23 protein-coding genes are annotated in these 22,718 nt (G+C 42.1%); all 23 read left to right on the top strand.

Annotation, left to right across the window (positions count from 1 at the left end; all coding sequences use genetic code 11):
• Positions 1-760: 760 nt before the first annotated feature.
• Positions 761-1,006, top strand: a complete 246-nt coding sequence (locus tag I3X05_RS09275) for a hypothetical protein (RefSeq protein ID WP_337970643.1) — start codon at positions 761-763, stop codon at positions 1,004-1,006.
• Between the two features lie 191 nt (positions 1,007-1,197).
• Positions 1,198-1,692, top strand: a complete 495-nt coding sequence (locus I3X05_RS09265; RefSeq protein ID WP_337970642.1) for a hypothetical protein — start codon at positions 1,198-1,200, stop codon at positions 1,690-1,692.
• Positions 1,643-2,155: a GNAT family N-acetyltransferase gene (locus I3X05_RS09260; protein WP_337970641.1), complete on the top strand. Its 513-nt coding sequence runs from the start codon at positions 1,643-1,645 to the stop codon at positions 2,153-2,155. Before I3X05_RS09265 ends, I3X05_RS09260 begins: the two co-directional genes overlap by 50 nt.
• Positions 2,156-2,661: 506 nt before the next feature.
• The gene (locus I3X05_RS09255) at positions 2,662-3,528 is read left to right on the top strand and encodes an ISL3 family transposase (RefSeq protein ID WP_337971179.1); all 867 of its coding nucleotides are present in this window, start codon (positions 2,662-2,664) and stop codon (positions 3,526-3,528) included.
• Positions 3,521-4,644 (top strand): IS3-like element ISVpa4 family transposase gene (locus tag I3X05_RS09250; RefSeq protein WP_337970625.1). Its coding sequence is split into 2 segments (ribosomal slippage): positions 3,521-3,773 and positions 3,773-4,644, totalling 1,125 coding nucleotides; the frame shifts between segments, so codons are not numbered across the junction. Before I3X05_RS09255 ends, I3X05_RS09250 begins: the two co-directional genes overlap by 8 nt.
• A gap of 192 nt (positions 4,645-4,836) precedes the next feature.
• Positions 4,837-5,775 carry an STM4504/CBY_0614 family protein gene (locus I3X05_RS09245; RefSeq protein WP_193188395.1) on the top strand — a complete coding sequence of 313 codons (939 nt, stop codon included), beginning with the start codon at positions 4,837-4,839 and terminating at the stop codon, positions 5,773-5,775.
• 606 nt (positions 5,776-6,381) lie between these two features.
• The gene (locus I3X05_RS09240) at positions 6,382-6,618 is read left to right on the top strand and encodes a hypothetical protein (protein ID WP_000080934.1); all 237 of its coding nucleotides are present in this window, start codon (positions 6,382-6,384) and stop codon (positions 6,616-6,618) included.
• A gap of 226 nt (positions 6,619-6,844) precedes the next feature.
• Positions 6,845-7,249, top strand: coding sequence for a DUF1801 domain-containing protein (locus tag I3X05_RS09235; RefSeq protein ID WP_337970640.1), 405 nt, complete (start codon positions 6,845-6,847; stop codon positions 7,247-7,249).
• A 162-nt stretch (positions 7,250-7,411) separates the two neighbouring features.
• Positions 7,412-7,831 carry a GNAT family N-acetyltransferase gene (locus tag I3X05_RS09230; RefSeq protein ID WP_193158307.1) on the top strand — a complete coding sequence of 140 codons (420 nt, stop codon included), beginning with the start codon at positions 7,412-7,414 and terminating at the stop codon, positions 7,829-7,831.
• A gap of 210 nt (positions 7,832-8,041) precedes the next feature.
• Positions 8,042-8,506, top strand: a complete 465-nt coding sequence (locus I3X05_RS09225; protein ID WP_193158238.1) for a hypothetical protein — start codon at positions 8,042-8,044, stop codon at positions 8,504-8,506.
• A 603-nt stretch (positions 8,507-9,109) separates the two neighbouring features.
• Positions 9,110-9,631, top strand: coding sequence for a GNAT family N-acetyltransferase (locus tag I3X05_RS09220; RefSeq protein ID WP_193158098.1), 522 nt, complete (start codon positions 9,110-9,112; stop codon positions 9,629-9,631).
• Positions 9,632-9,780: 149 nt separating this feature from the next.
• The gene (locus tag I3X05_RS09215; protein WP_337970639.1) at positions 9,781-10,296 is read left to right on the top strand and encodes a ClbS/DfsB family four-helix bundle protein; all 516 of its coding nucleotides are present in this window, start codon (positions 9,781-9,783) and stop codon (positions 10,294-10,296) included.
• A 153-nt stretch (positions 10,297-10,449) separates the two neighbouring features.
• Positions 10,450-10,914 (top strand): GNAT family N-acetyltransferase, encoded by a 465-nt coding sequence (locus I3X05_RS09210; protein ID WP_080608937.1) that lies wholly within the window; start codon positions 10,450-10,452, stop codon positions 10,912-10,914.
• 1,339 nt (positions 10,915-12,253) lie between these two features.
• Positions 12,254-12,433, top strand: coding sequence for a DUF645 family protein (locus I3X05_RS09205; RefSeq protein WP_002021999.1), 180 nt, complete (start codon positions 12,254-12,256; stop codon positions 12,431-12,433).
• Between the two features lie 666 nt (positions 12,434-13,099).
• The gene (locus tag I3X05_RS09195; protein ID WP_337970638.1) at positions 13,100-13,555 is read left to right on the top strand and encodes a GNAT family N-acetyltransferase; all 456 of its coding nucleotides are present in this window, start codon (positions 13,100-13,102) and stop codon (positions 13,553-13,555) included.
• A 604-nt stretch (positions 13,556-14,159) separates the two neighbouring features.
• Complete coding sequence (locus I3X05_RS09190) at positions 14,160-14,540, top strand: GFA family protein (RefSeq protein ID WP_337970637.1); 381 nt, start codon at positions 14,160-14,162, stop codon at positions 14,538-14,540.
• A 165-nt stretch (positions 14,541-14,705) separates the two neighbouring features.
• Positions 14,706-15,278 (top strand): hypothetical protein, encoded by a 573-nt coding sequence (locus tag I3X05_RS09185; protein WP_337970636.1) that lies wholly within the window; start codon positions 14,706-14,708, stop codon positions 15,276-15,278.
• A 143-nt stretch (positions 15,279-15,421) separates the two neighbouring features.
• Positions 15,422-15,700: a hypothetical protein gene (locus I3X05_RS09180; protein ID WP_337971201.1), complete on the top strand. Its 279-nt coding sequence runs from the start codon at positions 15,422-15,424 to the stop codon at positions 15,698-15,700.
• Positions 15,701-15,929: 229 nt separating this feature from the next.
• Positions 15,930-16,175 (top strand): Rho-binding antiterminator, encoded by a 246-nt coding sequence (locus I3X05_RS09175; protein ID WP_337971177.1) that lies wholly within the window; start codon positions 15,930-15,932, stop codon positions 16,173-16,175.
• Positions 16,176-16,854: 679 nt separating this feature from the next.
• On the top strand, positions 16,855-17,040 hold the full coding sequence (locus tag I3X05_RS09165) for a hypothetical protein (protein WP_337971176.1): 186 nt from the start codon (positions 16,855-16,857) through the stop codon (positions 17,038-17,040).
• A 168-nt stretch (positions 17,041-17,208) separates the two neighbouring features.
• Positions 17,209-17,859, top strand: a complete 651-nt coding sequence (locus I3X05_RS23780; protein WP_425304481.1) for a hypothetical protein — start codon at positions 17,209-17,211, stop codon at positions 17,857-17,859.
• Between the two features lie 1,568 nt (positions 17,860-19,427).
• Complete coding sequence (locus I3X05_RS09155) at positions 19,428-20,024, top strand: class I SAM-dependent methyltransferase (RefSeq protein ID WP_337970635.1); 597 nt, start codon at positions 19,428-19,430, stop codon at positions 20,022-20,024.
• Positions 20,025-21,583: 1,559 nt separating this feature from the next.
• Positions 21,584-21,943, top strand: coding sequence for a VOC family protein (locus I3X05_RS09145; RefSeq protein WP_061899438.1), 360 nt, complete (start codon positions 21,584-21,586; stop codon positions 21,941-21,943).
• The last annotated feature ends 775 nt before the right edge of the window (positions 21,944-22,718 follow it).

Here is a 22,718-nt window from a genome sequence, read left to right as displayed (position 1 = left end):
ATTTTGGTTTATAAATGAGTCGGTTAGTTTGTTTCAAGTTTGCAAAAAAGCTCGTCCTTTGGTTTTGAAAGTCTCGGTGTCAATCTGTTGGCCTAACAAACGGCTCAAGAGGGATTGCCAACGCGTGGCGGCTTTGGTGCAAAATTGAATTTCAGTGTTTACAGTGTGTTTTTTGAGTCCGGTGGTGCGTTGTCAACCCCTTAGCCGGGCGTTATGCAACTCAGGTAAATTTAGAAGTTCAATCTTTTGGGATTTCTCTGGCCATTCGTTTTGTATTGTCGGCAAATGAGCATTTTTATCCTAAAATTCTTGGTTCACTCAAGCCGTAAAACAGACAAGGTTCTTTGTTTGCCTCAATGAGTTTTGGTGCTGTTTTGTTGTCAATTCAGCGTGCGCAAAGTGTGGAAATGGCAAGTTTATCGAGCATTTTTTAGTTGCTGAAGTTTTCGCTCGTTGAGTTTTCCTGATTCAAAAGCTTGGTTTGTTGTTGAAAGGTGGGCTTTGTTTTGGCAGCTCATTTATCACAGTTCTTGCTTGGGTTGATTCTTGAATCACTCAACCATTGCAATTGTGGCTTTTGGTCGAGTAAAGTCAGTTTATCTTATTGAATTTGCATAACAAACGGCTCAAGAGGGATTGCCAACGCGTGGCGACTTTAGTGCAAAATTGCAGTTCAGTGTTTACGGTGTGTTTTTTGAGTTCGGCGGTGCGTCGTCAACCCCTTAGCCGGGCGTTATGTGTTTGTTAAAAGTGAGTAATCATGAATCAGATAGTATTAAAGGCTAGGTATATCTCAAGTGAAAGTTCTCTTGCGTTTAACGAGCCTGTTAAAAATTTCAAATTAGAACAACTAGAAAAAGATATTGTTAAACTTACTTCTCATGAAAAGTTAACTGAAGATCAATCAAGGATTAAAATTCAAGTTTTGATGACCATTGAGCAATTGAAGGCTTTGAGCAGTGAGTCTTTTCTTAATAAATCAGTAGGATTGGAAGGGGCAGGTTGAGCTGCTAGTACGCTCTCTCGAAAGGCACACATAACAAGGCGTTTAAGAGGGATTCATGCCGCGTGGCATTTTTGGTATGCGGTGAATTTTGGTGGTGAAAGTGGTCTGCTGAAACTTGGTTTATGCGGCATTCACCCCTTAACGCGGCGTTAGGTTTACGAAGAGAAAAGCATAATTTTTGGGAAAAAGATTTGGGGATTTCTCTGGCCATTCGTTTACGGCTTTCAGCAAATCGGCTTGGTCTACCCAAATCATCACGTTTCTTTAACGGTTTCTCATGCCAAAATTCGTGGGTTGCTTCATTGGAAAATGGCGTAGGTTGGTTGAATGTTCCACTGGCGCAAAGGTGCTTTGGTTTTCTCAATCAAATCAGCAGAATACTTGTTTTAAGTTACTCGCATTTGGCTGCCAAATTGAGTGAAAGGTTTGGGTTTTGTTCATCACAATGCGTTAAATTAGTCGTTCTTTGCCAAGTTAATGAATGCGAAACAGTAACACCTAACAAAAAATTCAAGCCTGACTACCAACGCGTGGCTGAATCTGCTCTAAAATGGTTTAGTGATTACGGTGCATTGCTTAAAGTGGCATTGTGCGTTGGTAGCAGCTTAATTTGGCGTTATGTGAATGGAGTCAACCTTGAAAATATCAGTTGTCAAAAGTGGTCAGATTGGGGCTTACGAAGCTGAACTTAATGCTCATCTAAACTCCGTTTTTGGCCAAGATTCCATGTTCATTTTCAATCGTGAGTTCGTCTGTGCAATTCTTATTGAAGACGATAATCAGATTATCGCTACTGGTTTTGCTTATAGTCGTTTAATGAAGCAGGGCTCAATAAGCTTCAAAGGGGGCATAATTGGTGGTATTGCCATTACACCAAGTAAGCGTGGTTTGGGCTTGGCTAAAGTCATCGTGAAAGAACTCGATCGATGCTTAGTGTCTTTTGGCGTAACTCATTCTTTTCTCTTCGCTTATGACCCAGATGTTTATCGAAGCTCAGGGTATTCGGAGTTAGTTTTGCCTATCCATTACTTCGACGTGGAGCGGAAAAATTGGAATCAGTTTGTCTACCGTGGAGGTATGGTTAAGTCTTACAATGGCAGTCATGCTTTAAGCGACCAAGTCATTGAATTTAATGGTTGTGTGTATTGAGCGCGCTGGAAAAATTCACATAACAAACGCTTCAAGAGGGACAGCCAACGCGCGGCATTTTTATTATGCGTTGGTTTTTGTGATTACGGTGTTATGCGGTAAGTTGGTAGTAGCGTTGGCTGCCCCTTAAGCGGGCGTTAGGTTTACGAAGAGAAAAGCATAATTGTTGGGGAAAAGATTTGGGGATATCTCCAACCATTCGTTTACGGATGTCAGCAAATCAGCTTGGTCTGCCCCAATCATCATGTTTCTTTAACGGTTTCTCGGTTCATCCGGAAAATCGATACCTGAATGGCTTTTCTGATACCATATCGCCAAAAATAGCCAGTTAATGTCAACTTCACTTCTTTACCATCGCTTTGGAATACGCGGCCCTTTCCATTATTGCTCTACAGAGTTTGATGGTGACGCGACCATCTTTCACGTAGCACACAATCCTCATATTAAATGTCCATCATGTCGTAGTCGTGATGTCATAAAAAAAAGGAGGTAAGGTTCGCCGTTTCATCGCTACGCCAATCGGCACTAGCCCCTGTTACATCCAGATAGCAAACCAGCGGATTGAATGCCGAGCTTGTAATACACTCGGGTATTTGCCGCTTAACTTTGTTCCTCGTCCCAAAGTGCGTTACACAAAGGGCTTTGAACAGTATGTTCTCTCGCTGTCAGCATTGAACGTCACCATCAATGCCATTGCCAAGCTATGTGGTGTCTGTTGGGATACAGTGAAAGATATTCAGAAGCATTACCTGCAAAAGCGATACTCTCAACCTTGTCTTAAAAACGTCACTCACATTGGAATTGATGAGATTTACTGTGGCTCAAAAAGTGGCTTCATGACGGTTGTGATTGATATGAAGACAAGTGCCGTCATTTATACAGAGAAAGGAAAGAAGGCCGAAAGCCTTGACGGTTTTTGGAAACGGAAGCTGCGTTGTAAAAAGCCGATTGAAGCCGTCGCCACCGATATGGGACAGGCATACATCTCTTCGGTAAAACAGCACGCCCCGAAGGCGAAGTTGGTCATTGACCGTTTCCACGTGGTGAAGCGTTTTAATGAAAAGCTGACAGAGTTCAGGCGTGAACTACAAAATTCGATGAGTAACAAAAATGACGCTCAATACCTTAAGAATACTCGTTGGTTATTGGTAAGTAATCCCGATAGGTTAGATGAGCAAGGCCAAGCGAGATTGGAGCGAGCACTCGCAGCCAATCAGCCCTTAGCGGTGGTTTATTATTTAAAAGAGAAGTTAAGAATGCTGTGGTCGCAGCCATCAAAGATAGAGAGAAGTGGCCCCCGATTTTCGGACATGACTTTAAGTGGTCGATCTGTTTTGATAGTACCCAACAATACAGGGACAGATTATGACTAGAAAACGTAGAAACCACTCTCCTGAGTTTAAAGCTAAGGTGGCACTCGATGCCGCTAAAGGCGATAAAACCGTCGCTGAGTTAGCTCAGAAATACAACCTGCACGCTAACCAAATCTCGACATGGAAAAAGGAGCTGCTTGAAAACGCAGCCATGATTTTTGCCACCGAAAATCACACAGGAAAAGAGAATTCCGAAGAAGTGGACAAACTTCACGCCAAGATCGGTCAATTGACCATGGAAAATGATTTTTTGGCCAAAGTGCTCGGTCGTTAGACCGAGCCCAGCGAAAGAGTTCGCTGGTTAAATCCACCCCATTGCCGATAAAGCGCCAGTGTGAGCTGCTCAATATTGCTCGCTCTACCGCTTACTATCAACCCATAGGACTCTCTGCTGAGGAGATTGCGTTGCGCCGTATGATTGACGAAATTCATCTTCAGTATCCGTTTATGGGCAGTCGGCGCATTCGAACTGAGCTGGCTAAGAAGGGTCATAGCGTTAATCGTAAGCGTGTTGTTCGACTCATGCGCGATATGGGGATTGGGGCGATTTACCCCAAGCCCAAAACGACGCTGGCGAACAAAGCACACAAGGTGTATCCCTACCTGTTGCGTGATATCGAAGTCACTTACCCAAACCAAGCTTGGGCGATTGATATCACGTACATCCCAATGGCGAAGGGGTTCCTGTACCTCGTTGCTATTATCGACTGGTATAGCCGCAAAGTGCTGGCTTGGCGACTATCCAACACCATGGACACGAGTTTTTGTATCGAAGCGCTTGAGGAAGCGCTGAAGCATTATGGGCCACCTGATATCTTTAACTCAGATCAAGGCAGCCAGTTTACCAGCACAGAGTTCACACAGAAGTTAATTGAACATGACATACGTATAAGCATGGACGGGAAAGGCCGCTGGGTTGACAATGTTTTCATTGAGCGATTATGGCGAAGCCTGAAATATGAGGAGGTTTACTTAAAGGCTTATACCACGCCCCGTGAAGCCGAGCTTGAAATCGGCAACTACATGGTGTTTTATAATGAAGAGCGTAACCATCAAGGACTCAATAACCTCACTCCTGATGAGGCCTACTTCGGTAGGCAAAGATACGCAGCATGAGCTGGGTCAACCACTTAAGAAATGAGCTTATGCGTCCAACCATTGGGGTCCCACTTCTACCAACGCGCGGCTGAATCTGCTCTAAAGTGGTTTTGTGATTATGGTGCATTGCTGAAAGTGACATTGTGCGTTGGTAGCAGCTTAATTTGGCGTTATGCGATTTGAGATATCACTCAAGTAAGGAATTCTAAAATGGCAATATTTGAATTGTTTTCAAAAAAGCAGAAAAAACTTAGAGGCGATATACCTGATGTATATGTTTATGACTCATTGCCAGAACCGCTACGAGTCCAAATAATTCACATTTGGAATGACTCATTAGGTGACATTCTTCAGTATTTCAGCGTTGAAGATGTCCAAATGGTTTACAAATTTATCGTAGAAACCTTGTGTCGGGAGTATGGGCGATTTGAACTGTCAAGTAGTAAAATTGATAGGGAGCGCGTATATATAACTGAATTAACTAATTATTTTCTCGAGGAGCATGATGTAGAGAAGCAATTGGATGTCGTTGAGATAACTTTCAAGTTAATTGACACAGTTACACGTGACTTTGAATACTTGGCTAAGAATGATGCATCTAAGATAGCCGATAGTGCTATTGATGAACTAAATGCGCGCTTCAAAGAGCATGGGATTGGCTTTCAATTTACAAACAGTGAAATTATCCGAGTAGACTCCGAATTACTTCACACTGAGGCCGTTAAACCAGCTCTTCTTTTACTGAATCAAAGTCATTATGAAGGAGCGCAAGAAGAATTTCTTTTTGCTTATGAACACTATCGTCATGGTCGGCACAAGGAATCACTAAATGATTGCTTAAAGGCTTTTGAAAGCACTATGAAATCAATTTGTGATAAGCATGGTTGGTTCTACCAGCAAAATGCGACAGCTAAGTCGTTAATCCAAATCTGTTTTGAAAGAGGTCTAGTGCCAACATTTTGGCAACAGCAAATGACCTCATTGAGAAGTTTGCTTGAAAGTAGTGTTCCTACAGGCAGAAATAAGCTCAGTGGGCATGGACAAGGCAGCAATACGATCGAGATACCGGATTATTTAGTTGCTTACATGCTTCACATGACCGCTTCAACTTTGGTTTTCTTGACTACTGCTGAATCAAAAATCGCATAACAAAGCGTTAAAGAGGGACTTGGCACGCGTGGCATTTTCAGTTTGCGTTGGGTTTAGTGGTTAAGGTGTTATGCGGTCACTTTTGTAGTGCGTGCCTGCGCCCCTTAACGCGGCGTTAGCTTAAAACACATAAAATCAATTGGTTGTGGTTTTTTCTTTCTTCCCTTGGCAATTCGTTCAGGTTTCTCGGCAAATCAGCATTGTTTGCCAATGTGAGTTTTGAGCCGTTGCCTCAATTGAGTTTTTGGGCTTAACCGAGGTTAGCCAGTTTGGCGCAAAGTCGCTTTGGAAGTGTCGCTTTCGCTTTGAGTTTTGCGAAAACGAGTTTTCAAAATTTATTGGCTTTCAAAGCAAATGAATGGCCACAAAGTTTGAGTCAATTCGGTTTTTCAAACTCAAGCGGTTTGTCGGTTTCCTAAATCGAGTTAATCTCAGTTTTGGCAAATCTAAGGTGTTGAAATTTAAGCTAACAAACTGCTTAAGAGGGATTCGCAATGCGTGGCATTTTCAGCATGCGGTGAGTTTTGTGATTAAGTTGGTGTGCGGCAGCTTTTGTAGTGCATTGCTCACCCCTTAGCAGGGCGTTAGCATTCAATGGAGAAATACATGTCACAGCTAGTTTCAGAGGTCTGCCATTGTTCACAATGTCATGCAGATACAAATCATGTGGTTGTATTGGTTAGAAAGGAAAGTCCATTTAAAGACCAACCGAATAGTAAGTTGAAAGAATTTTGGCATGGTGCAATTAAAGGTTGGTTCCTTGGAGCCTTTGTCGCCGCAATGGATGATTTTTCTCGCCATCGTGTATGTGAAGTATGTGGCCACAAAGAAATAGAAGATTGATAGCAGCAGTTTTTATGTGACTGATTTAAATATAATACAATTCATATGCTTAGGTATTTTAGTCATTAAGTGACGTGGGCAAGAATGCTAACAAACGGTTCAAGAGGGACAACCAACGCGTGGCATTTTTACTATGCATTGGTTTTGGTGATTATGGTGTTATGCGGAAGCTTGGTAGTGGCGTTGGTTGCCCCTTAACCGGGCGTTATGTGAATAGGAGGTTCCAGTGAACAAGGTAGTCAAAGAACGCTTCGACGAATATCCGGAAAAGGCTCGTATTAGGCTAGAGGAACTACGAAATCTAGTCTTTCAAATCGCATCTGATTTGGAGCTGGGTGAAGTCGATGAAACTCTAAAGTGGGGTGAACCTAGCTATAGTGTAAAAACAGGCAGCCCGTTAAGAATGGACTGGAAGCTGAAATCTCCTAACAATTATTACCTGTTCTTTAATTGCCAAACTAAGTTAGTCGATACATTTCGAGAATTGTATGGTGAAGAACTGGTGTTTCAGGGAAACAGAGCAATAGTTCTGTCCTTATCGAAAGCGTTACCAGAAACAACAATCAAGTCCTGTTTAGAGTTAGCTTTAACCTATCAACAGCGTAAAAATTTGCCTCTTTTGGGCGCGTGAAAAAATTCACATAACAAAGCGTTTAAGGCGGATTCCCAACGCTCGGCATTTTCGGTTTGATTCAGCTTAAGTGTTTACGGCACAATGGTTTAAGTAAGGTGGCATGCGTTGCTCACCACTTAACGCGGCGTTATAAGCAAATTCAGCCCCAGAGGATGAAAAATGGAAATCGAGTACAAAGTAAACCATCCAATCTCAGTTGAACAATTCGTGACTTTACTGAAGAAAACATCATTGGGTGAGCGGCGTCCTTTGGGTAATGAGCTAACCATTCAGGGTATGCTCGATAACTCTAATTTAATTGTGACCGCATGGCTGAACGATCAACTTGTCGGTGTTGCTCGTTCAGTGACAGATTTCCATTATTGCTGCTATCTGTCTGATTTAGCTGTTGATGAAAGTGTTCAATCCAATGGTATAGGTAAATATCTGATCTTAGTGACCAAAGAAGAGCTGAGCCCAAGCTGTAAATTGGTTTTACTGTCAGCACCGAAAGCACAAGGTTATTATCCGAAAATTGGTTTTGAAGCTCTTAATAGTGCATGGGTTCTATATCGCGCAGAACAGTTGAAAATCAATTAAATCAATGTGTTATTTGCTTATAACAAAGCGTTCAAGAGGGACAGCCAACGCGTGGCATTTTTATTATGCGTTGGTTTTTGTGGTTACGGTGTTATGCGGAAGCTTGGCAGTTGCGTTGGCTGCCCCTTAACGCGGCGTTATATGCCAATTTGCAATGTCGTAGACTATAAAATAGTCTTAATTAGTCTAATTTAGTCTTTCGAGGGTTGTATGTTAGAACAGTTAAAATTTGAACTTGAAGATATTGCTTTTATGTTGGCTAGAGATCTGAATAAAAAGGAAATACATTCTAAAGTCATTAAGTGCTTAGTCTTGGTTGAAGAGATGAGCTCGAATATGACTACCGAGGTTAGTGATGTTGATGAGATAAATAAGGTTTCTAGGCGATTACGGATGTGGTCAAAGCCGGAGAGGCAGAATCAGTATAATGCTCAAATCTTGAATGCATTTCTTGAACTTTTTATGTCTGGTTATACTCATGTAACAGAGCAAGAACTAAGCAAGAAGTTAGGTAATCCAGAGTGGTTCACTTCCAATTTTATTCAAATGAAAGCAAAAGCAGATAAAAATCACGGTAAAGTTTTTGATACATCATCCGGTTACATTAAAATCTGGGAGCCAATACGATCTGCTGTTGATGAGTATAGAAAAAAGGTTTTTAGAACGGGCATATAACAAACGGTTCAAGAGGGACAGCCAACGCGTGGCATTTTTATTATGCGTTGGTTTTTGTGGTTACGGTGTTATGCACAAGCTTGGTAGTGGCGTTGTCTGCCCCTTAACCGGGCGTTAGCTTAAAACAATTAAAATCAATTGGTTGTGGTCTTTTCTTTCTTCCTTTGGCCATTCGTTCTGGTTTTTCGGCAAATCTGTATTGTTTGCCAAGGTGAGTTTTGAGCTGTTGCCTCAATTGAGTTTTGGGACTGTTCGAGGTTAGCCAGCTTGGCACAAAGTCGCTTTGGAAGTGTTACTTTCGCTTTGAGTTTTCCGAAAATGATTTATCAAAATTTTCGAGTTTTCAAATCGCACGAAAGGCCACAAAGTTTGAGTCAATTCGGGTTTTAAATCTCAGGTGGTTTGTTGGTTTCCCAAATCGGGTTAATCTCAGTTTTGGCAAATCTAAGGTGCTGAAATTTAAGCTAACAAACTGCTTAAGAGGGATTCGCAATGCGTGGCATTTTCAGCATGCGGTGAGTTTTGTGATTAAGGCGGTGTGCGGTAGCTTTGGCAGTGCATTGCTCACCCCTTAGCAGGGCGTTAGCCCTTATAAGGAATATAATGGACATCGTATATGAGATTAATGTAACGGAAGCACAGCATAAAGCTATCGAGACTCTGAGAAATCAGTCCTTTCCCGAGCATAAAGCCAATCGCTCGTATTACAAGCAACTACCTCATATGCGTGCTTTGCAATACGAAGATGACATGCTCGTGGGTTACCTTGGGTTAGATTATCGTGCGGTTAAAGTCGGTGATGAAGTTTACAAAATCTTAGGCATCATTGATTTTTGCGTTGCCGAGCAATATCGAGGTAAAGGTATCGGGTCACTTATGCTTTCTGAAGTGTCTTTGTTTGCAAAGGGGAAAGCAGTTGATTTCATCATGCTTATTTCTGAGCTAGATGAGTTCTATTTGAAGCATGGTTACAGCAAAGTGGAGGCTGTGCATTCTTGGTTGAGGCTTCATGAGCACACAAACTACGGTGTAGCAGTAGAGCATATTGATGAGTTGTTCATAAAGTCAGTAAGTGGCAAGGAGTGGATAAAAGGCCATTTAGATTGGTTGGGTTACATGTATTAATCAGCACAGGGCTAACAAACGCTTCAAGAGGGACAGCCAACGCGTGGCATTTTTACTGTGCGTTGGTTTTTGTGGTTACGGTGTTATGCGGAAAGTTAGTAGTAGCGTTGGCTGCCCCTTAAGCGGGCGTTATGTGAATGGAGGAAACTATGTCATCAGTTCCACAATCAAAAGATGAGTTACTCGCTGCCATCAACTCTATATTTCCCAAACGTGTGGACGATTATCGGATTGTTCCAGAATCATTATCACGTAAGTGTGAAATTGAAGGTAATGTAAAAGGAACACAAATTAGCATTTGTGACACTGTAGCTTATCTTGTAGGTTGGGGGAAGTTGGTCTTGAAATGGCATAGTTTGAAGTCTCAAGGTTTACCAGTAGATTTCCCTGATACTGGTTATAAATGGAATCAACTTGGTTTATTGGCAGTCAGTTTTCACGATCAGTACAGTGACTGGAAATACGAAGACTTACTCAAGGAGTTGGACTTAACCATTAACGAGCTTATCTATCTAGTTTCAAGCTTAGACAATGAAGAATTGTATGAAACGGCATGGTATGAAAAGTGGACGTTGGGTCGAATGATCCAGTTCAATACATCATCACCAATGAAAAATATGCGTACTAAAGTTAGACGATTTAATAAAAACAATGAGTTACGGTGAGCAATTCACATAACAAACGGTTAAAGAGGGACTGCCAACGCGTGGTGGTTTTAGTTCAAATTGGCATTTGTGATTACGGTTGTTATTTTGAGCCCAGTGTTTTGCGTTGTCAGCCCCTTAACCGGGCGTTAGCTGAATATTGGTACAAGTAGCATGATCAAAATTAGAAAATACGAAGAATCTGACGCAAGTGAGTTGTGGGAACTTTTTTATCATACGGTTCGTAACGTGAATCGAAGAGACTATTCCCAAGAGCAAGTTGAGGCTTGGGCACCAGATAATTTTGACCGCGAGATATGGAAGAATAAACTTAACGCTATTTCACCTTTTATTGCAGAAATAGAGGGTGTCATTGTTGGTTATGCTGACCTTCAAGAAAGTGGTTTAATCGATCATTTCTTTTGTCATCATGACTACCAAGGTAAAGGTGTTGCTCGTTGTCTTATGGAGCACGTTTTTAAAGTCGGGAAAGCACGTGGTATTGCCAAGTATTGTTCTGAGGTTAGTATTACAGCTCGACCTTTCTACGAAAAATTTGGTTTTAAGGTTGTGAAAGAGCAAGCGATAGAAGTTCGGGGCCAAAAACTGCAGAACTTTGTTATGGAAAAATTCAGCTAACAAACAATTTAAGAGGGATTCCCAACGCTTGGCATTTCGCTTTTACTTCAATTTTAGTGTTTACGGTACAATGCGTTAGGTTGGGTGGTAGCGTTGCTCACCCCTTAATTGGGCGTTATGCAACTCAGGTAAATTTAGGGGTTCAATCTTTTGGATTTCTCCGGCCATTCGTTTTGTGTTGTCGGCAAATAAACATTTTCACCTTCAAATTCATGGTGAACTCAAGCCGTAAAACAGGCAAGATTCTTGGTTTGCCTCAATGAGTTTTTGGCGCTGGTTTGTTGTCAATTCAGCGTGCGCAAAGTGTGGAAAGGGCAAGTTTATCGAGCGTTTTGCACTTGCTGAATTTTTCGCCCGTTGAACTTGTCTGTTCCAAAAGCTTGGTTTGTTGCTGAAGGGTGAACTTTGTTTTGGCGGCTTATTTATCATGGCTCTGGTTTGGGTTGATTCTTGAATCACTCAACCATTGCAATTGTGGCTTTTGATCGAGTAAAGTCAATTTATCTTATTGAATTTGCATAACAAACGGCTCAAGAGGGATTGCCAACGCTTGGCGACTTTAGTGCAAAATTGAAATTCAGTGTTTACAGTGTGTTTTTTAAGTTCGGCGGTGCGTTGTCAACCCCTTAGCCGGGCGTTATGCAACTCAGGTAAATTTAGGGGCTCAAACTTTTGGGATTTCTCCGGCTATTCATTTTGTGTTGTCGGCAAATGAGCTTTTTTATCCTCAAATTCGTGGTTAACTTAAACCGTAAAACAGACAAGATTCTTGGTTTGCCTCAATCATTTTTAGCGTTTGCTTGCTGCCAATTCAGCGGGCGCAAAGTGTGGAAAGGACAAGGTTATCGAGCATTTTGTACTTGCTGAAGTTTTCGCTCGTTGAGTTTTCCTGACACAAAAGCTTGGTTTGGTGCTGAAAGGTGGACTTTGTTTTGGCGGCTCATTTATCACAGTTCTTGCTTGGGTTGATTCTTGAATCACTCAACCATTGCAATTGTGGCTTTTGGTCGTGTAAATTCGGTTTATCTCATTGAATTTGCATAACAAACGGCTCAAGAGGGATTGCCAACGCGTGGCGACTTTAGTGCAAAATTGCGGTTCAGTGTTTACAGTGTATTTTTTAAGTTCGGCGGTACGTTGCCAACCCCTTAGCCGGGCGTTAGTTTCTCTCAGGAAAGATCATCAAAAATTTACGCCCAAGGTTCTGAAAATTCAGCTTTTGGCGTTCAAACTGCACAACTGGACTTTTAAGTTTGGCTTGATGCTGATTTGGTAGAATGCGTTGAAAGTTCAGTAGTTTCAAAGTCGCTGAAAGCCCAAAAACCTCGATGCTCCAACGTTGTTAGATGTTCTACTCGGAAAGTTTGGTTTCACAAAAGGCAGCATCATCGCTGTGATCTTGCTTTCTTTGTCGCGGACCCTTAACCGTGGCCAACTTAACCTTTATTGTTTTGAGTTTTGGCAGTCAACTTCACAGCTTTTGGCGTTGGACGTGTGCTTGTTCGATGCATTTGCGTAAAATGACTTTCAAGCAAAAGTGTTAAAAGTCATTGCTAAACAATAGGCTACGAAACTAACAAACGCCTCAAGAGGGACTGTCAACGCGTGGCGTTTCCAGTCCCAATGAGCCGTGGTGGTTGCAGTTGTTGTGTTTGAGTTTGGTTGTTATGCGTTGTCAGCCCCTTAGGCGGGCGTTATGCTTAATCACGCAAAATCAGTGGGTTATGGTTCTTCTTTGGTCCTTTGGCTTTTCAGTTTTGTGTTTGTCGGCAAGTTGGCTCCATTGGGCGCGGTTTTCCGGACGCTTGTTCTTTGGCGCTGGAAATTCAGAGTGTTGCCTCAGTCAATTTTCGGGCAAGCGCGAGGTTAGGGCGGTTGTCTCAATCAGCAATTTGATCTCAGGTTTTTGAGTTTTAGCGGCCAAATTTCAAAGTCCAATTTTCAAAACTATGAGTCATTTCGGTTTTCTACGTTTTGGCTTTTGTTTGTAAATCAAAGTCGAGTTAATCTTGGTTCTAGTAAAACGTAAACCATTGAAGCTTAAGCATAACAAGGCGTTCAAGAGGGATTCATGCCGCGTGGCATTTTTGGTATGCGGTGAGTTTTGGTTGTGAAAGTGGTCTGCGGAAGTTTGGTTTATGCGGCATTCACCCCTTAACGCGGCGTTATGCCTAAGGTGAAATTGATGATAAAGCAGCTTGATGCAAATGAAAAATCAGTGGTTGAACTGTCAGAGCGTTGCTTCGACGAACTTCGTCAAGTTTACAGGCCAACTGAGCTCGCAGTTAGCAATAAAAACAGTGCTAAAAGTGAGTGGAGTTGCTTTGGTTTCCATGTTGATGAGGTTTTAGTCGGAGTAGTTGAAGCTAAACAGGTTGACTCAGAGTTACAACTTAGCTCGTTAGCAGTCGCACCAAGTTTTCGCCAAAAAGGTGTAGCGAGAAAGCTCGTCGATTTTGTTGTTACACAGTTTAAGCCTATTGACTCAGTCTCGGTTTGGTGTGTTGAGCAAACAGGTAATGTCGCTGTTTTTAAGGCACTAGGCTTTAATGTGGTTCAACGTTTTGATTCAGACTTTTTCATACTTTCCGACGGTTCAAAAGCGGTAGAAGTTCAGTTAAAACAAAAAGTAACGGCATAACAAACGCTTCAAGAGGGACAGCCAACGCGCGGCATTTTTACTATGCGTTGTTTTTTGTGATTACGGTGTTATGCGGACGGTTAGTAGTAGCGTTGTCTGCCCCTTAAGCGGGCGTTATGCTTAATCACCCAAAATCAGTGGTTTATGGTTTTTCTTTGTTCCCTCGGCTGGTTGGTTTTGAGTTTGTCGGCAAGTTGGCTTCAGTGGGCGCTATTTTCCGGACACTTGTTCTTTGGCACTGGAAATTCAGAGCGTTGCCTCAATCAATTTTCGGGTAAGCACGAGGTTAGGACGGTTGGTTCAATCAGAAATTTTATCTTAGGTTTTAAGTTTTAGCAGCCAAAGTTCAATGTCTGATTTTCAAAATCATGAGTCATTTCGGTTTTCTACGTTTTGGTTTTTGTTTGTGAATCAAAGTCGAGTTAATCTTGGTTTGGGTAAAACGTAAGTCATTGAAGCTTAAGCATAACAAAACGTTCAAGAGGGACTTGTCACGCGTGGCATTTTCAGTTTGCGTTGGGTTTAGTGGTTACGGCACTGTGCGGTAGCTTTTGTATTTCGTGCCTGCGCCCCTTAACGCGGCGTTATGTACTTTGGAGGCAAAATGCCAAAAATGTATTTCGGCTCATGTCATTGTGGGCTGATAAAATTTGAGGTTTTAGCTGATATTGACCATCTTCGTGAATGCAATTGCTCAATCTGTATTCGGAGAGGCGCGCTAAACTTTCGAGTGCCTAAAGAGAATTTAACAGTGCTTACCCAACTGACGGACGTAAGTTTATATCAATGGGGAAGTAGGACCGCGGAAGATTACTTTTGTCCTAAATGTGGCATCCTACCGTTTCGTAAACCAAGCAAGCTAACCGAAGCTGAAAAAGCAGCTGGTAAAGTTGAGTTTACTGGTTGGGCTGTGAATGCCCGCTGTATCAATGACCTGAATTTAAGTGAAATTCCAGTGGTTAAAATAGACGGAGCATCTCTTTAAGCACGTACATAACAAACGGTTCAAGAGGGACAGCCAACGCGCGGCATTTTTATTGTGCGTTGGTTTTTGTGGTTACGGTGTTATGCGGAAGCTTGGTTGTGGCGTTGGCTGCCCCTTAACCGGGCGTTAGGCTCCTAAGCAGGTGTTTTTAGATTAAAGGTGAATATGAGTAAAAATAGTGCTGCTTTTTCTGTGGCAAAAAGAGAGTTTAGTGCTGCGGAAAGGCACTTAAAGAAGATGAAAGAATGTGACTCTTTTGAGGATATGGATATCGAGTGGCGTGGCTTTCTAGTCTCAATCGAAAAGGTGTGGAAGAAAATAGAAAGAGCCGGAGTTGCTGTCAATCAAGGTAGGTTTAGTCAGTTTCAAAAACCATATAAGTTACAAAAAAAGCATGACAGGCTTTTGAGTTATATATTGCATGCCAGAAATAGTGACGAACATAGCGTACAAGAGGTTAGTGGCTACTTAAGCCATTATTCATTTGTTCCAATGGGGATAGTAAGTAGAGGCATGGGTAAACCAGATGTATTTGTACCTATCAATCCATCAGGTAAACCTTCTATACAAATGGACATGAAGTTTGAATTGGTTGATGTGGTAGACCGTGGGCAAACATATTCACCTCCGTGGGGAAATCAAGCTCCAGGTCCAATGTCTCCAATAGAGGCAGCAGATACAGCTTTGAACTTCTATAGAAACTACATGAACGCGTTTACCAATGAGTTCGGAGCCTAACAAACGCTTCAAGACGGATTCGCAACGCGTGGCATTTTCACCATGCGTTGATTTTAGTGATTTAGGTGGTATGCGGAAACGTTGTATTGCGTTGCTCACCACTTAAGCGGGCGTTATGCTTAATCACCAAAAGTCAGTGGTTTATGATTGTTCTTACTTCCCTTGGCTCTTTAGTTTGGTGTTTCTCGGCAAGTTGGCTTCAGTGGGCGCGGTTTTCTGGACAATTATTCTTTGGCGCTGGAAATTCAGCGAATTGCCTCAATCAATTTTCGGGCAAGCGCGAGGTTGAGGCGGTTGGCTCAATAAGCAATCTGATCTTAGGTTTGTTTAGAATTAGCGGTCAAAGTTCAAAGTCTGATTTTCAAAATCATGAGTCATTTCAGTTTTTTGGTTTTTGGGTTTTGTTTGTGAATCAAAGCTGAGTTAATCTTGGTTTTGGTAAAACGTAAGTCATTGAAGCTTAAGCATAACAAACGGTTCAAGATGGACAGCCAACGCGCGGCATTTTTACCATGCGTTAGTTTTTGTGGTTACGGTGTTATGCGGAAGCTTGGTAATGGCGTTGGCTGCCCCTTAACCGGGCGTTAGGTGTTGGTCAGTGAAACGTCTAAAATCATCGTTAGTAAATTGGTCATCAGCAAGGGCACAAACATGATTAGTTGCAGTGATTATGACTACATTGAGATAGTTTGTTTGTTCAAATATCCAGTGGAGCTGACGATGAAATCGGGCTCAATAATCTGTGGAAAGGCTCTAGATACAGCTCGAAATCAAGCTAACGAAGAATGTATCAAACTTCAAACTGAAGGGACTGAAATCTTAGTGGTTTTAAATTCAGTGACCAAGCTAAAAGTATCGGTCAATAATCCACATTTTCAAGAGGTTACCTTTAATTGAGCGCCAGCACCTAACAAGGCGTTAAAGAGGGATTCATGCCGCGTGGCATTTTTGGTATGCGGTTGGTTTTGGTGGTGAAAGGGTCTGCGGAAAGTTGGTTTATGCGGCATTCACCCCTTAACGCAGCGTTATGCAACTCAGGTAAAGTTAGGGGTTCAATCTTTTTAGATTTCTCCGGCCATTCGTTTTGTGTTGTCGGCAAATGAGCTTTTTTACCCTAAAATTCGTGGTTAACTCAAACCGTAAAACAGGCAAGGTTCTTTGTTTGCCTCAATCAATTTTAGCGTTGGCGCGTTGTAAATTCAGTGGGCGCAAAGTGTGGAAAGGGCAAGTTTATCGAGCGTTTTGTACTTGCTGAAAGTCTTGCTCGGTGAGTTTGTCTAATTCAAAAGCTTGGTTTGTCGCTGAACGGTGGACTTTGTTTTGGCGGCTTATTTATCACGGCTCCTACTTGGGTTGATTCTTGAATCACTCAACCATTGCAATCGTGGCTTTTTTTTCGAGTAAAGTTAGTTTATCTCATTGAATTTGCATAACAAACGGCTCAAGAGGGATTGCCAACGCGTGGCGACTTTAGTGCAAAATTGAAGTTCAGTGTTTAAGTGTGTTTTTTAAGTTCGGCGGTGCGTTGTCAACCCCTTAGCCGGGCGTTATGCTTAATCACAAAAATCAGCGGTTTATCATTTTTCTTTGTTCCCTCGGCTGGTTCATTTCGAGTTTGTCGGCAAATTGGCTTCAGTGGGCGCTGTTTTCCGGACACTTATTCTTTAATGCTGAAAACTCTGAGTGTTGCCTCAATCAATTTTCGGGTAAGTGCGAGGCTAGGCCGGTTGGCTCAATCAGCAATTTGATCTTAGGTTTTTGAGTATTAGCGGCCAAAGTTCAATGTCTGATTTTCAAAATTATGAGTCATTTCAGTTTTTTGGTTTTTGGCTTTTGTTTGTGAGTTAAAGCCGAGTTAATCTTGGTTCTGGTAAAACGTAAGTTATTGAAGCTTAAGCATAACAAAGCGTTCAAGAGGGATTCGTGCCGCGTGGCATTTTTGGTATGCGGTGATTTTGGTGGTGAAAGTGGTCTGCGGAAAGTTGGTTTAGGCGGCACTCACCCCTTAACGCGGCGTTATGTTCACGGAGATAAAATGTCACATCCTATTTATTACAATTCGATCGTACATGAGGCGTATTACATTGAACAATTGGCTTCGGCAAGTGCCAATCATGTGCTCAAGTTATTAGAATTGTACAATACAGAAAAAGCGGAAGAATACGTTATTTCTGAATATGAAATAGAGTATGAGTCTTACGTTGAGTGGCTAATAGAAACTGTAAGTAGCCACTTAATTCTATGTGCTACGCGTACGAGGGTTTTACAAGATAGTTACGATTTTTCTAGTGACGATAATCCTCAATATTCGCCAGACCTTGAAGCTTTCGAGCATTTCGAAGAAATAGCAGAAGTAAAAAAAGGAAGCTTCAAACCTTCTCTTCGTGAGTGTTGTAATAAAATTATTCATGCAACCTCGTACGATTTAGTGTTTGCTAAAAATGAAGCTGGTTCTGACTATTGGGTAGGAAAATGTGAGCTCAAAGGTAGCTTCAATAACAAAGAGTGGGTCATTGTGTTGGATGCTACGAAGTTTTGTTTTGCTTTAAGGTATTACATTGATTTGGTTAAGCATCTTTAGCAATGTGAACATAACAAACGCTTTAAGACGGATTCGCAACGCTCGGCGGTTTTGGTTTGATTTAGCTTTTGTGTTTACGGTGCAATAATTGATTTTCGTGGTAGCGTTGCTCACCACTTAAGCGGGCGTTATGTTTAATCACCAAAAATCAGTGGATTATGGTTTTTCTTTGTTCCCTCGGCTGATTGGTTTTGTGTTTGTCGGCAAGTTGGCTTCAGCGGGCGCTGTTTTCCGGACACTTGTTCTTTGGCGCTGGAAATTCAGAGAATTGCCTCAATCAATTTTCGGGTAAGCGCGAGGTTAGGGCGGTTTGGCTCAATCAGTATTTTGAACACAGGTTTTGGGCTTGAATTGCTGAAATTTACAGTCTGTTTTTCAAATCTATGAATCGTTTCAGTTTTTTAGGTCTTGGCTTTTGTTTGTGAATCAAAGCTGAGTTAATCTTGGTTTTGGTAAAACGTAAGTCATTGAAGCTTAAACATAACAAACGGTTCAAGAGGGACAGCCAACGCGTGGCATTTTTATTATGCGTTGGTTTTTGTGTTTACGGTGTTATGCGGAAGCTTGGTAATGGCGTTGGCTGCCCCTTAACCGGGCGTTATGTTTAATCACCAAAAATAAGTGGATTATGGTTTTTCTTTGTTCCCTCGGCTGATTGGTTTTGTGTTTGTCGGCAAGTTGGCTTCAGTGGGCGCTGTTTTCCGGACAATTATTCTTTGGCGCTGGAAATTCAGAGAATTGCCTCAATCAATTTTCGGGCAAGCGCGAGGTTATGGCGGTTGGTTCAATCGGAAATTTGATCTTAGGTCTTTTCGTTTTAGCTGCCAAAGTTCAAAGTCTGATTTTCAAAATTATGAGTCATTTCAGTTTTTGGTTTTTTGGCTTTTGTTAGTGGCTCAAAGCTGAGTTAATCTTGGTTTAGGCAAACGTAACCCCTTGAAGCTTAAACATAACAAACTGCTTAAGAGGGATTCGCAATGCGTGGCATTTTTAGTATGCGGTGAGTTTTGTGATTAAGTTGGTGTGCGGTAGCTTTTGTAGTGCATTGCTCACCCCTTAGCAGGGCGTTATGCTTAATCACGCAAAATCAGTGGGTTATGGTTCTTCTTTGTTCCTTTGGCTTTTCAGTTTTGAGTTTGTCGGCAAGTTGGCTTCAGTGGGCGCTATTTTCCGGACACTTGTTCTTTGGCGCTGGAAATTCAGAGAATTGCCTCAATCAATATTCGGGCAAGCGCGAGGTTAGGGCGGTTGGCTCAATCAGAAGTTTGACCACAAGTTTTTGGGCTTGAATTGCCAAAATTCGAAGTCTGTTTTTCAAATCTATGAGTCATTTCAGTTTTTTGGTTTTCGGCTTTTGTTTGTGAGTTAAAGCTGAGTTAATCTTGGTTTTGGCAAATCGTAAGTCATTGAAGCTTAAGCATAACAAGGCGTTCAAGAGGGACTTGGCACGCGTGGCATTTTCAATTTGCGTTGGGTTTGGTGGTTAAGTTGTCATGCGGTCACTTTTGTATTGCGTGCCTGCGCCCCTTAACGCGGCGTTATGTACTTTTACGGAAAATTAGAAACTTATGGATAAAAATGCTGAAATTTGGCGTCAGTTCTACGAAAAAGCACTATCTCGTCCACATTCAAAAAGTGCTGAGTTTGCAGTTCGTCTCAATGAATCAAATCTCAAAGTAGCTACTGACTGTGGTTGTGGAACAGGCAGCGATATCCAGTATCTAGAACAACAGGGTTTTCGAGTTCATGGCTTCGATATAAATCCTGATTCGGTTGCTATTTGTAGAGACAGGTTTGGTTCAAGGTCGTTAGTGAACATTTCGGAGTCTTCGTTTGAGTCTTTTGACTATCCAAAATCTGGTGTTGTTATCGCAAATTCTAGTCTGTTCTTTGCTGACCCAAACCAGTTTGAAACGACTTGGCGCAACATTAAATCTTCAATTGAAGCCGGTGGGGTATTTTCGGGTGACTTCATGGGATTCAAAGACAGTTGGGCTGAAAACTATCGTAGCCCGACAACACCTTTATCGGAGTTAGAGGTAAAGGGTTTGTTCTCTGACTTTGAAATAGTCAGGTTCTTTGAACGTGATGAAAATGCTAAAACTTCATTGGGTAGAATGAAGCATTGGCACACATATTCCGTGGTGGCGGTGAAACGTACATAACAAACGCTTCAAGAGGGACAGCCAACGCATGGCATTTTTACTATGCGTTGGTTTTCGTGGTTACTGTGTTATGCGGAGAGTCAGTAGTGGCGTTGGCTGCCCCTTAAGCGGGCGTTATGCTTAATCAGCAAAAATCAGTTGGTTGCATCTTTTCTTTGCTCCCTCGGCGTGTTGGTTTTGTGTTTGTCGGCAAGTTGGCTTCAGCGGGCGCTGTTTCCTGGACACTTGTTCTTTGGCGCTGGAAATTCAGAGAATTGCCTCATTCAATTTTCGAGTAAGCGCTAGTTTAGGGCGGTTGGCGAAATCAGTATTTTGAAAACAGGTTTTGGGGCGTGAATTGCCGAAATTCAAAGTCTGTTTTTCAAATCTATGAGTCGTTTCAGTTTTTTAGGTCTTGGCTTTTGTTTGTGAGTCAAAACCGAGTTAATCTTGGTTTTGGTAAAACGTAAGTCATTGAAGCTTAAACATAACAAAGCGTTAAAGAGGGATTCGTGCCGCGTGGCATTTTTGGTATGCGGTGAGTTTCGGTGGTGAAAGTGGTTTGCGGGAAGTTGGTTTAAGCGGCACTCACCCCTTAACGCGGCGTTAGCTTAAAACAATAAAAATCAATTGTTTGTGGTCTGTTTTTTCTTCCTTTAGCAATTTGTTCAGGTTTCTCGGCAAACCAGCATTGTTTTCCAACGCGAGTTTTGAGCAGTTGCCTCAATTGAATTTTTGGATTGCGCGAGGTGAGCAAGTTTGGCGCAAAGTCGCTTTGGAAGTTTTGCTTTCGCTTTGAGTTTTCCGAAAATGATTTATCAAAATTTTCGAGTTTTCAAATCGCACGAAAGGCCACAAAGTTTGAATCAATTCGGGTTTTAAAGCTCAAGTGGTTTGTCGGTTTCCCAAATCGGGTTAATCTCAGTTTTGGTAAATCTAAGGTGCTGAAATTTAAGCTAACAAACTGCTTAAGAGGGATTCGCAATGCGTGGCATTTTCAGCATGCGGTGGGTTTCGTGATTCAGGCGGTTTGCGTTAGCTTTTGCAGTGCATTGCTCACCCCTTAGCAGGGCGTTATGCTTAATCACGCAAAGTCAGTGGTTTATGTTTTTTCTTTGTTCCCTCGGCTGGTTAGTTTTGAGTTTGTCGGCAAGTTTGCTTCAGTGGGCGCTGTTTTCTGGACACTTATTCTTTGGCGCTGGAAATTCAGAGCGTTGCCTCAATCAATTTTCAGGCAAGCGTGAGGTTAGGGCGGTTGGCTCAATCAGAAGTTTGATCTTAGGTTTTTCGGTTTTATCTGCCAAAGTTCAAAGTCTGATTTTCAAAATTATGAGTCATTTCAGTTTTTTGGTTTTTGGCTTTTGTTTGTGAGTTAAAGCTGAGTTAATCTTGGTTTTGGTAAAACGTAAGTCATTGAAGCTTAAGCATAACAAAGCGTTCAAGAGGGACTTGGCACGCGTGGCATTTTCAATTTGCGTTGGGTTTAGTGGTTAAGTTGTCATGCGGTCACTTTTGTATTGCGTGCCTGCGCCCCTTAACGCGGCGTTATGCGCTAATTGGAAAAATGACAGGAGTGAACAGTGAATCAGCATGAAAAGCTCAATTATGTAGAGTTTGCAGCGAAAGACTTAGAGTCAACGAAAGCGTTCTTTTCAAAGGTTTTTGGCTGGGAATTTGTTGATTATGGGTCTGAATACGCAGCTTTTTCAAATGAAGGTTTAGATGGTGGTTTTTTCAAATCTGAGCGTTCTAGTCGGACGGAAAGTGGTGGCGCACTTTTAGTTTTCTATAGTTCAGACATTGAAGCAACATTGGATAAAGTTGTGAAAAATGGCGGTGAAATCATCCGTCCAATTTTTGAATTTCCTGGAGGTTGCCGTTTTCATTTTGTGGAGCCAAGTGGTAATGAATTTGCTGTTTGGTCTGAAGCACGCGCATAACAAACTGTTCAAGCAGATTCGGCATGCGTGGCATTTTTGGTTTGCGTTGGTTTTAGTGATTACGTAGTGTTGCGGAAGCTTTTGTAGTGCATGCCTCACTACTTAACAGGGCGTTAGCTTAAAACAATGAAAATCAATTGATTGCAGCCTGTTTTTTCTTCCCTTGGCAGCTCGTTCCGGTTTCTCGGCAAATCAGCATTGTTTGCCAACGCGAGTTTTGAGCAGTTGCCTCAATTGAGCTTTGGGATTGCACGAGGTTAGCCAGTTTGGCGCAAAGTCGCTTTGGAAGTTTTGCTTTCGCTTTGAGCTCTCCGAAGATGAATTCTCAAAAATTTACTGGTTTCAAAGCAAATGAACGGCCACAAAGTTTGAGTCATTTCGGGTTTTAAAACTCAGGTGGTTTGTCGTTTTTCCAAGCTGGGTTAGTCTCGGGTTTGGTCAATCTAAGGTGCTAAAATTTAAGCTAACAAACTGCTTAAGCGGGATTCGCAATGCGTGGCATTTTTAGTATGCGGTGAGTTTTGTGATTAAGTTGGCGTGCGGTAGCTTTTGCAGTGCATTGCTCACCCCTTAGCAGGGCGTTATGTTTAATCACACAAAGTCAGTTGGTTGCATCTTTTCTTTGCTCCCTCGGCTTGTTGGTTTTGTGTTTGTCGGCAAGTTGGCTTCAGTGGGCGCTGTTTTCTGGACACTTATTCTTTGGCGCTGGAAGTTCAGAGAGTAGCCTCAATCAATTTTCGGGCAAACGCGAGGTTAAGGCGGTTGGCTCAATCAA

Source organism: Vibrio navarrensis (assembly GCF_015767675.1).
Classification (GTDB): Bacteria; Pseudomonadota; Gammaproteobacteria; order Enterobacterales; family Vibrionaceae; genus Vibrio.
This window is presented reverse-complemented; position numbering and strand designations above follow the sequence as displayed.

Coding starts and splice junctions, on each gene's coding strand:
- I3X05_RS09275 (WP_337970643.1), top strand. CDS start 761: ATGAATCAGATAGTATTAAAGGCTAGGTATATCTCAAGTGAAAGTTCT.
- I3X05_RS09245 (WP_193188395.1), top strand. CDS start 4,837: ATGGCAATATTTGAATTGTTTTCAAAAAAGCAGAAAAAACTTAGAGGC.
- I3X05_RS09240 (WP_000080934.1), top strand. CDS start 6,382: ATGTCACAGCTAGTTTCAGAGGTCTGCCATTGTTCACAATGTCATGCA.
- I3X05_RS09230 (WP_193158307.1), top strand. CDS start 7,412: ATGGAAATCGAGTACAAAGTAAACCATCCAATCTCAGTTGAACAATTC.
- I3X05_RS09225 (WP_193158238.1), top strand. CDS start 8,042: ATGTTAGAACAGTTAAAATTTGAACTTGAAGATATTGCTTTTATGTTG.
- I3X05_RS09220 (WP_193158098.1), top strand. CDS start 9,110: ATGGACATCGTATATGAGATTAATGTAACGGAAGCACAGCATAAAGCT.
- I3X05_RS09215 (WP_337970639.1), top strand. CDS start 9,781: ATGTCATCAGTTCCACAATCAAAAGATGAGTTACTCGCTGCCATCAAC.
- I3X05_RS09210 (WP_080608937.1), top strand. CDS start 10,450: ATGATCAAAATTAGAAAATACGAAGAATCTGACGCAAGTGAGTTGTGG.
- I3X05_RS09195 (WP_337970638.1), top strand. CDS start 13,100: ATGATAAAGCAGCTTGATGCAAATGAAAAATCAGTGGTTGAACTGTCA.
- I3X05_RS09190 (WP_337970637.1), top strand. CDS start 14,160: ATGCCAAAAATGTATTTCGGCTCATGTCATTGTGGGCTGATAAAATTT.
- I3X05_RS09185 (WP_337970636.1), top strand. CDS start 14,706: ATGAGTAAAAATAGTGCTGCTTTTTCTGTGGCAAAAAGAGAGTTTAGT.
- I3X05_RS09180 (WP_337971201.1), top strand. CDS start 15,422: ATGATTGTTCTTACTTCCCTTGGCTCTTTAGTTTGGTGTTTCTCGGCA.
- I3X05_RS09175 (WP_337971177.1), top strand. CDS start 15,930: ATGATTAGTTGCAGTGATTATGACTACATTGAGATAGTTTGTTTGTTC.
- I3X05_RS09155 (WP_337970635.1), top strand. CDS start 19,428: ATGGATAAAAATGCTGAAATTTGGCGTCAGTTCTACGAAAAAGCACTA.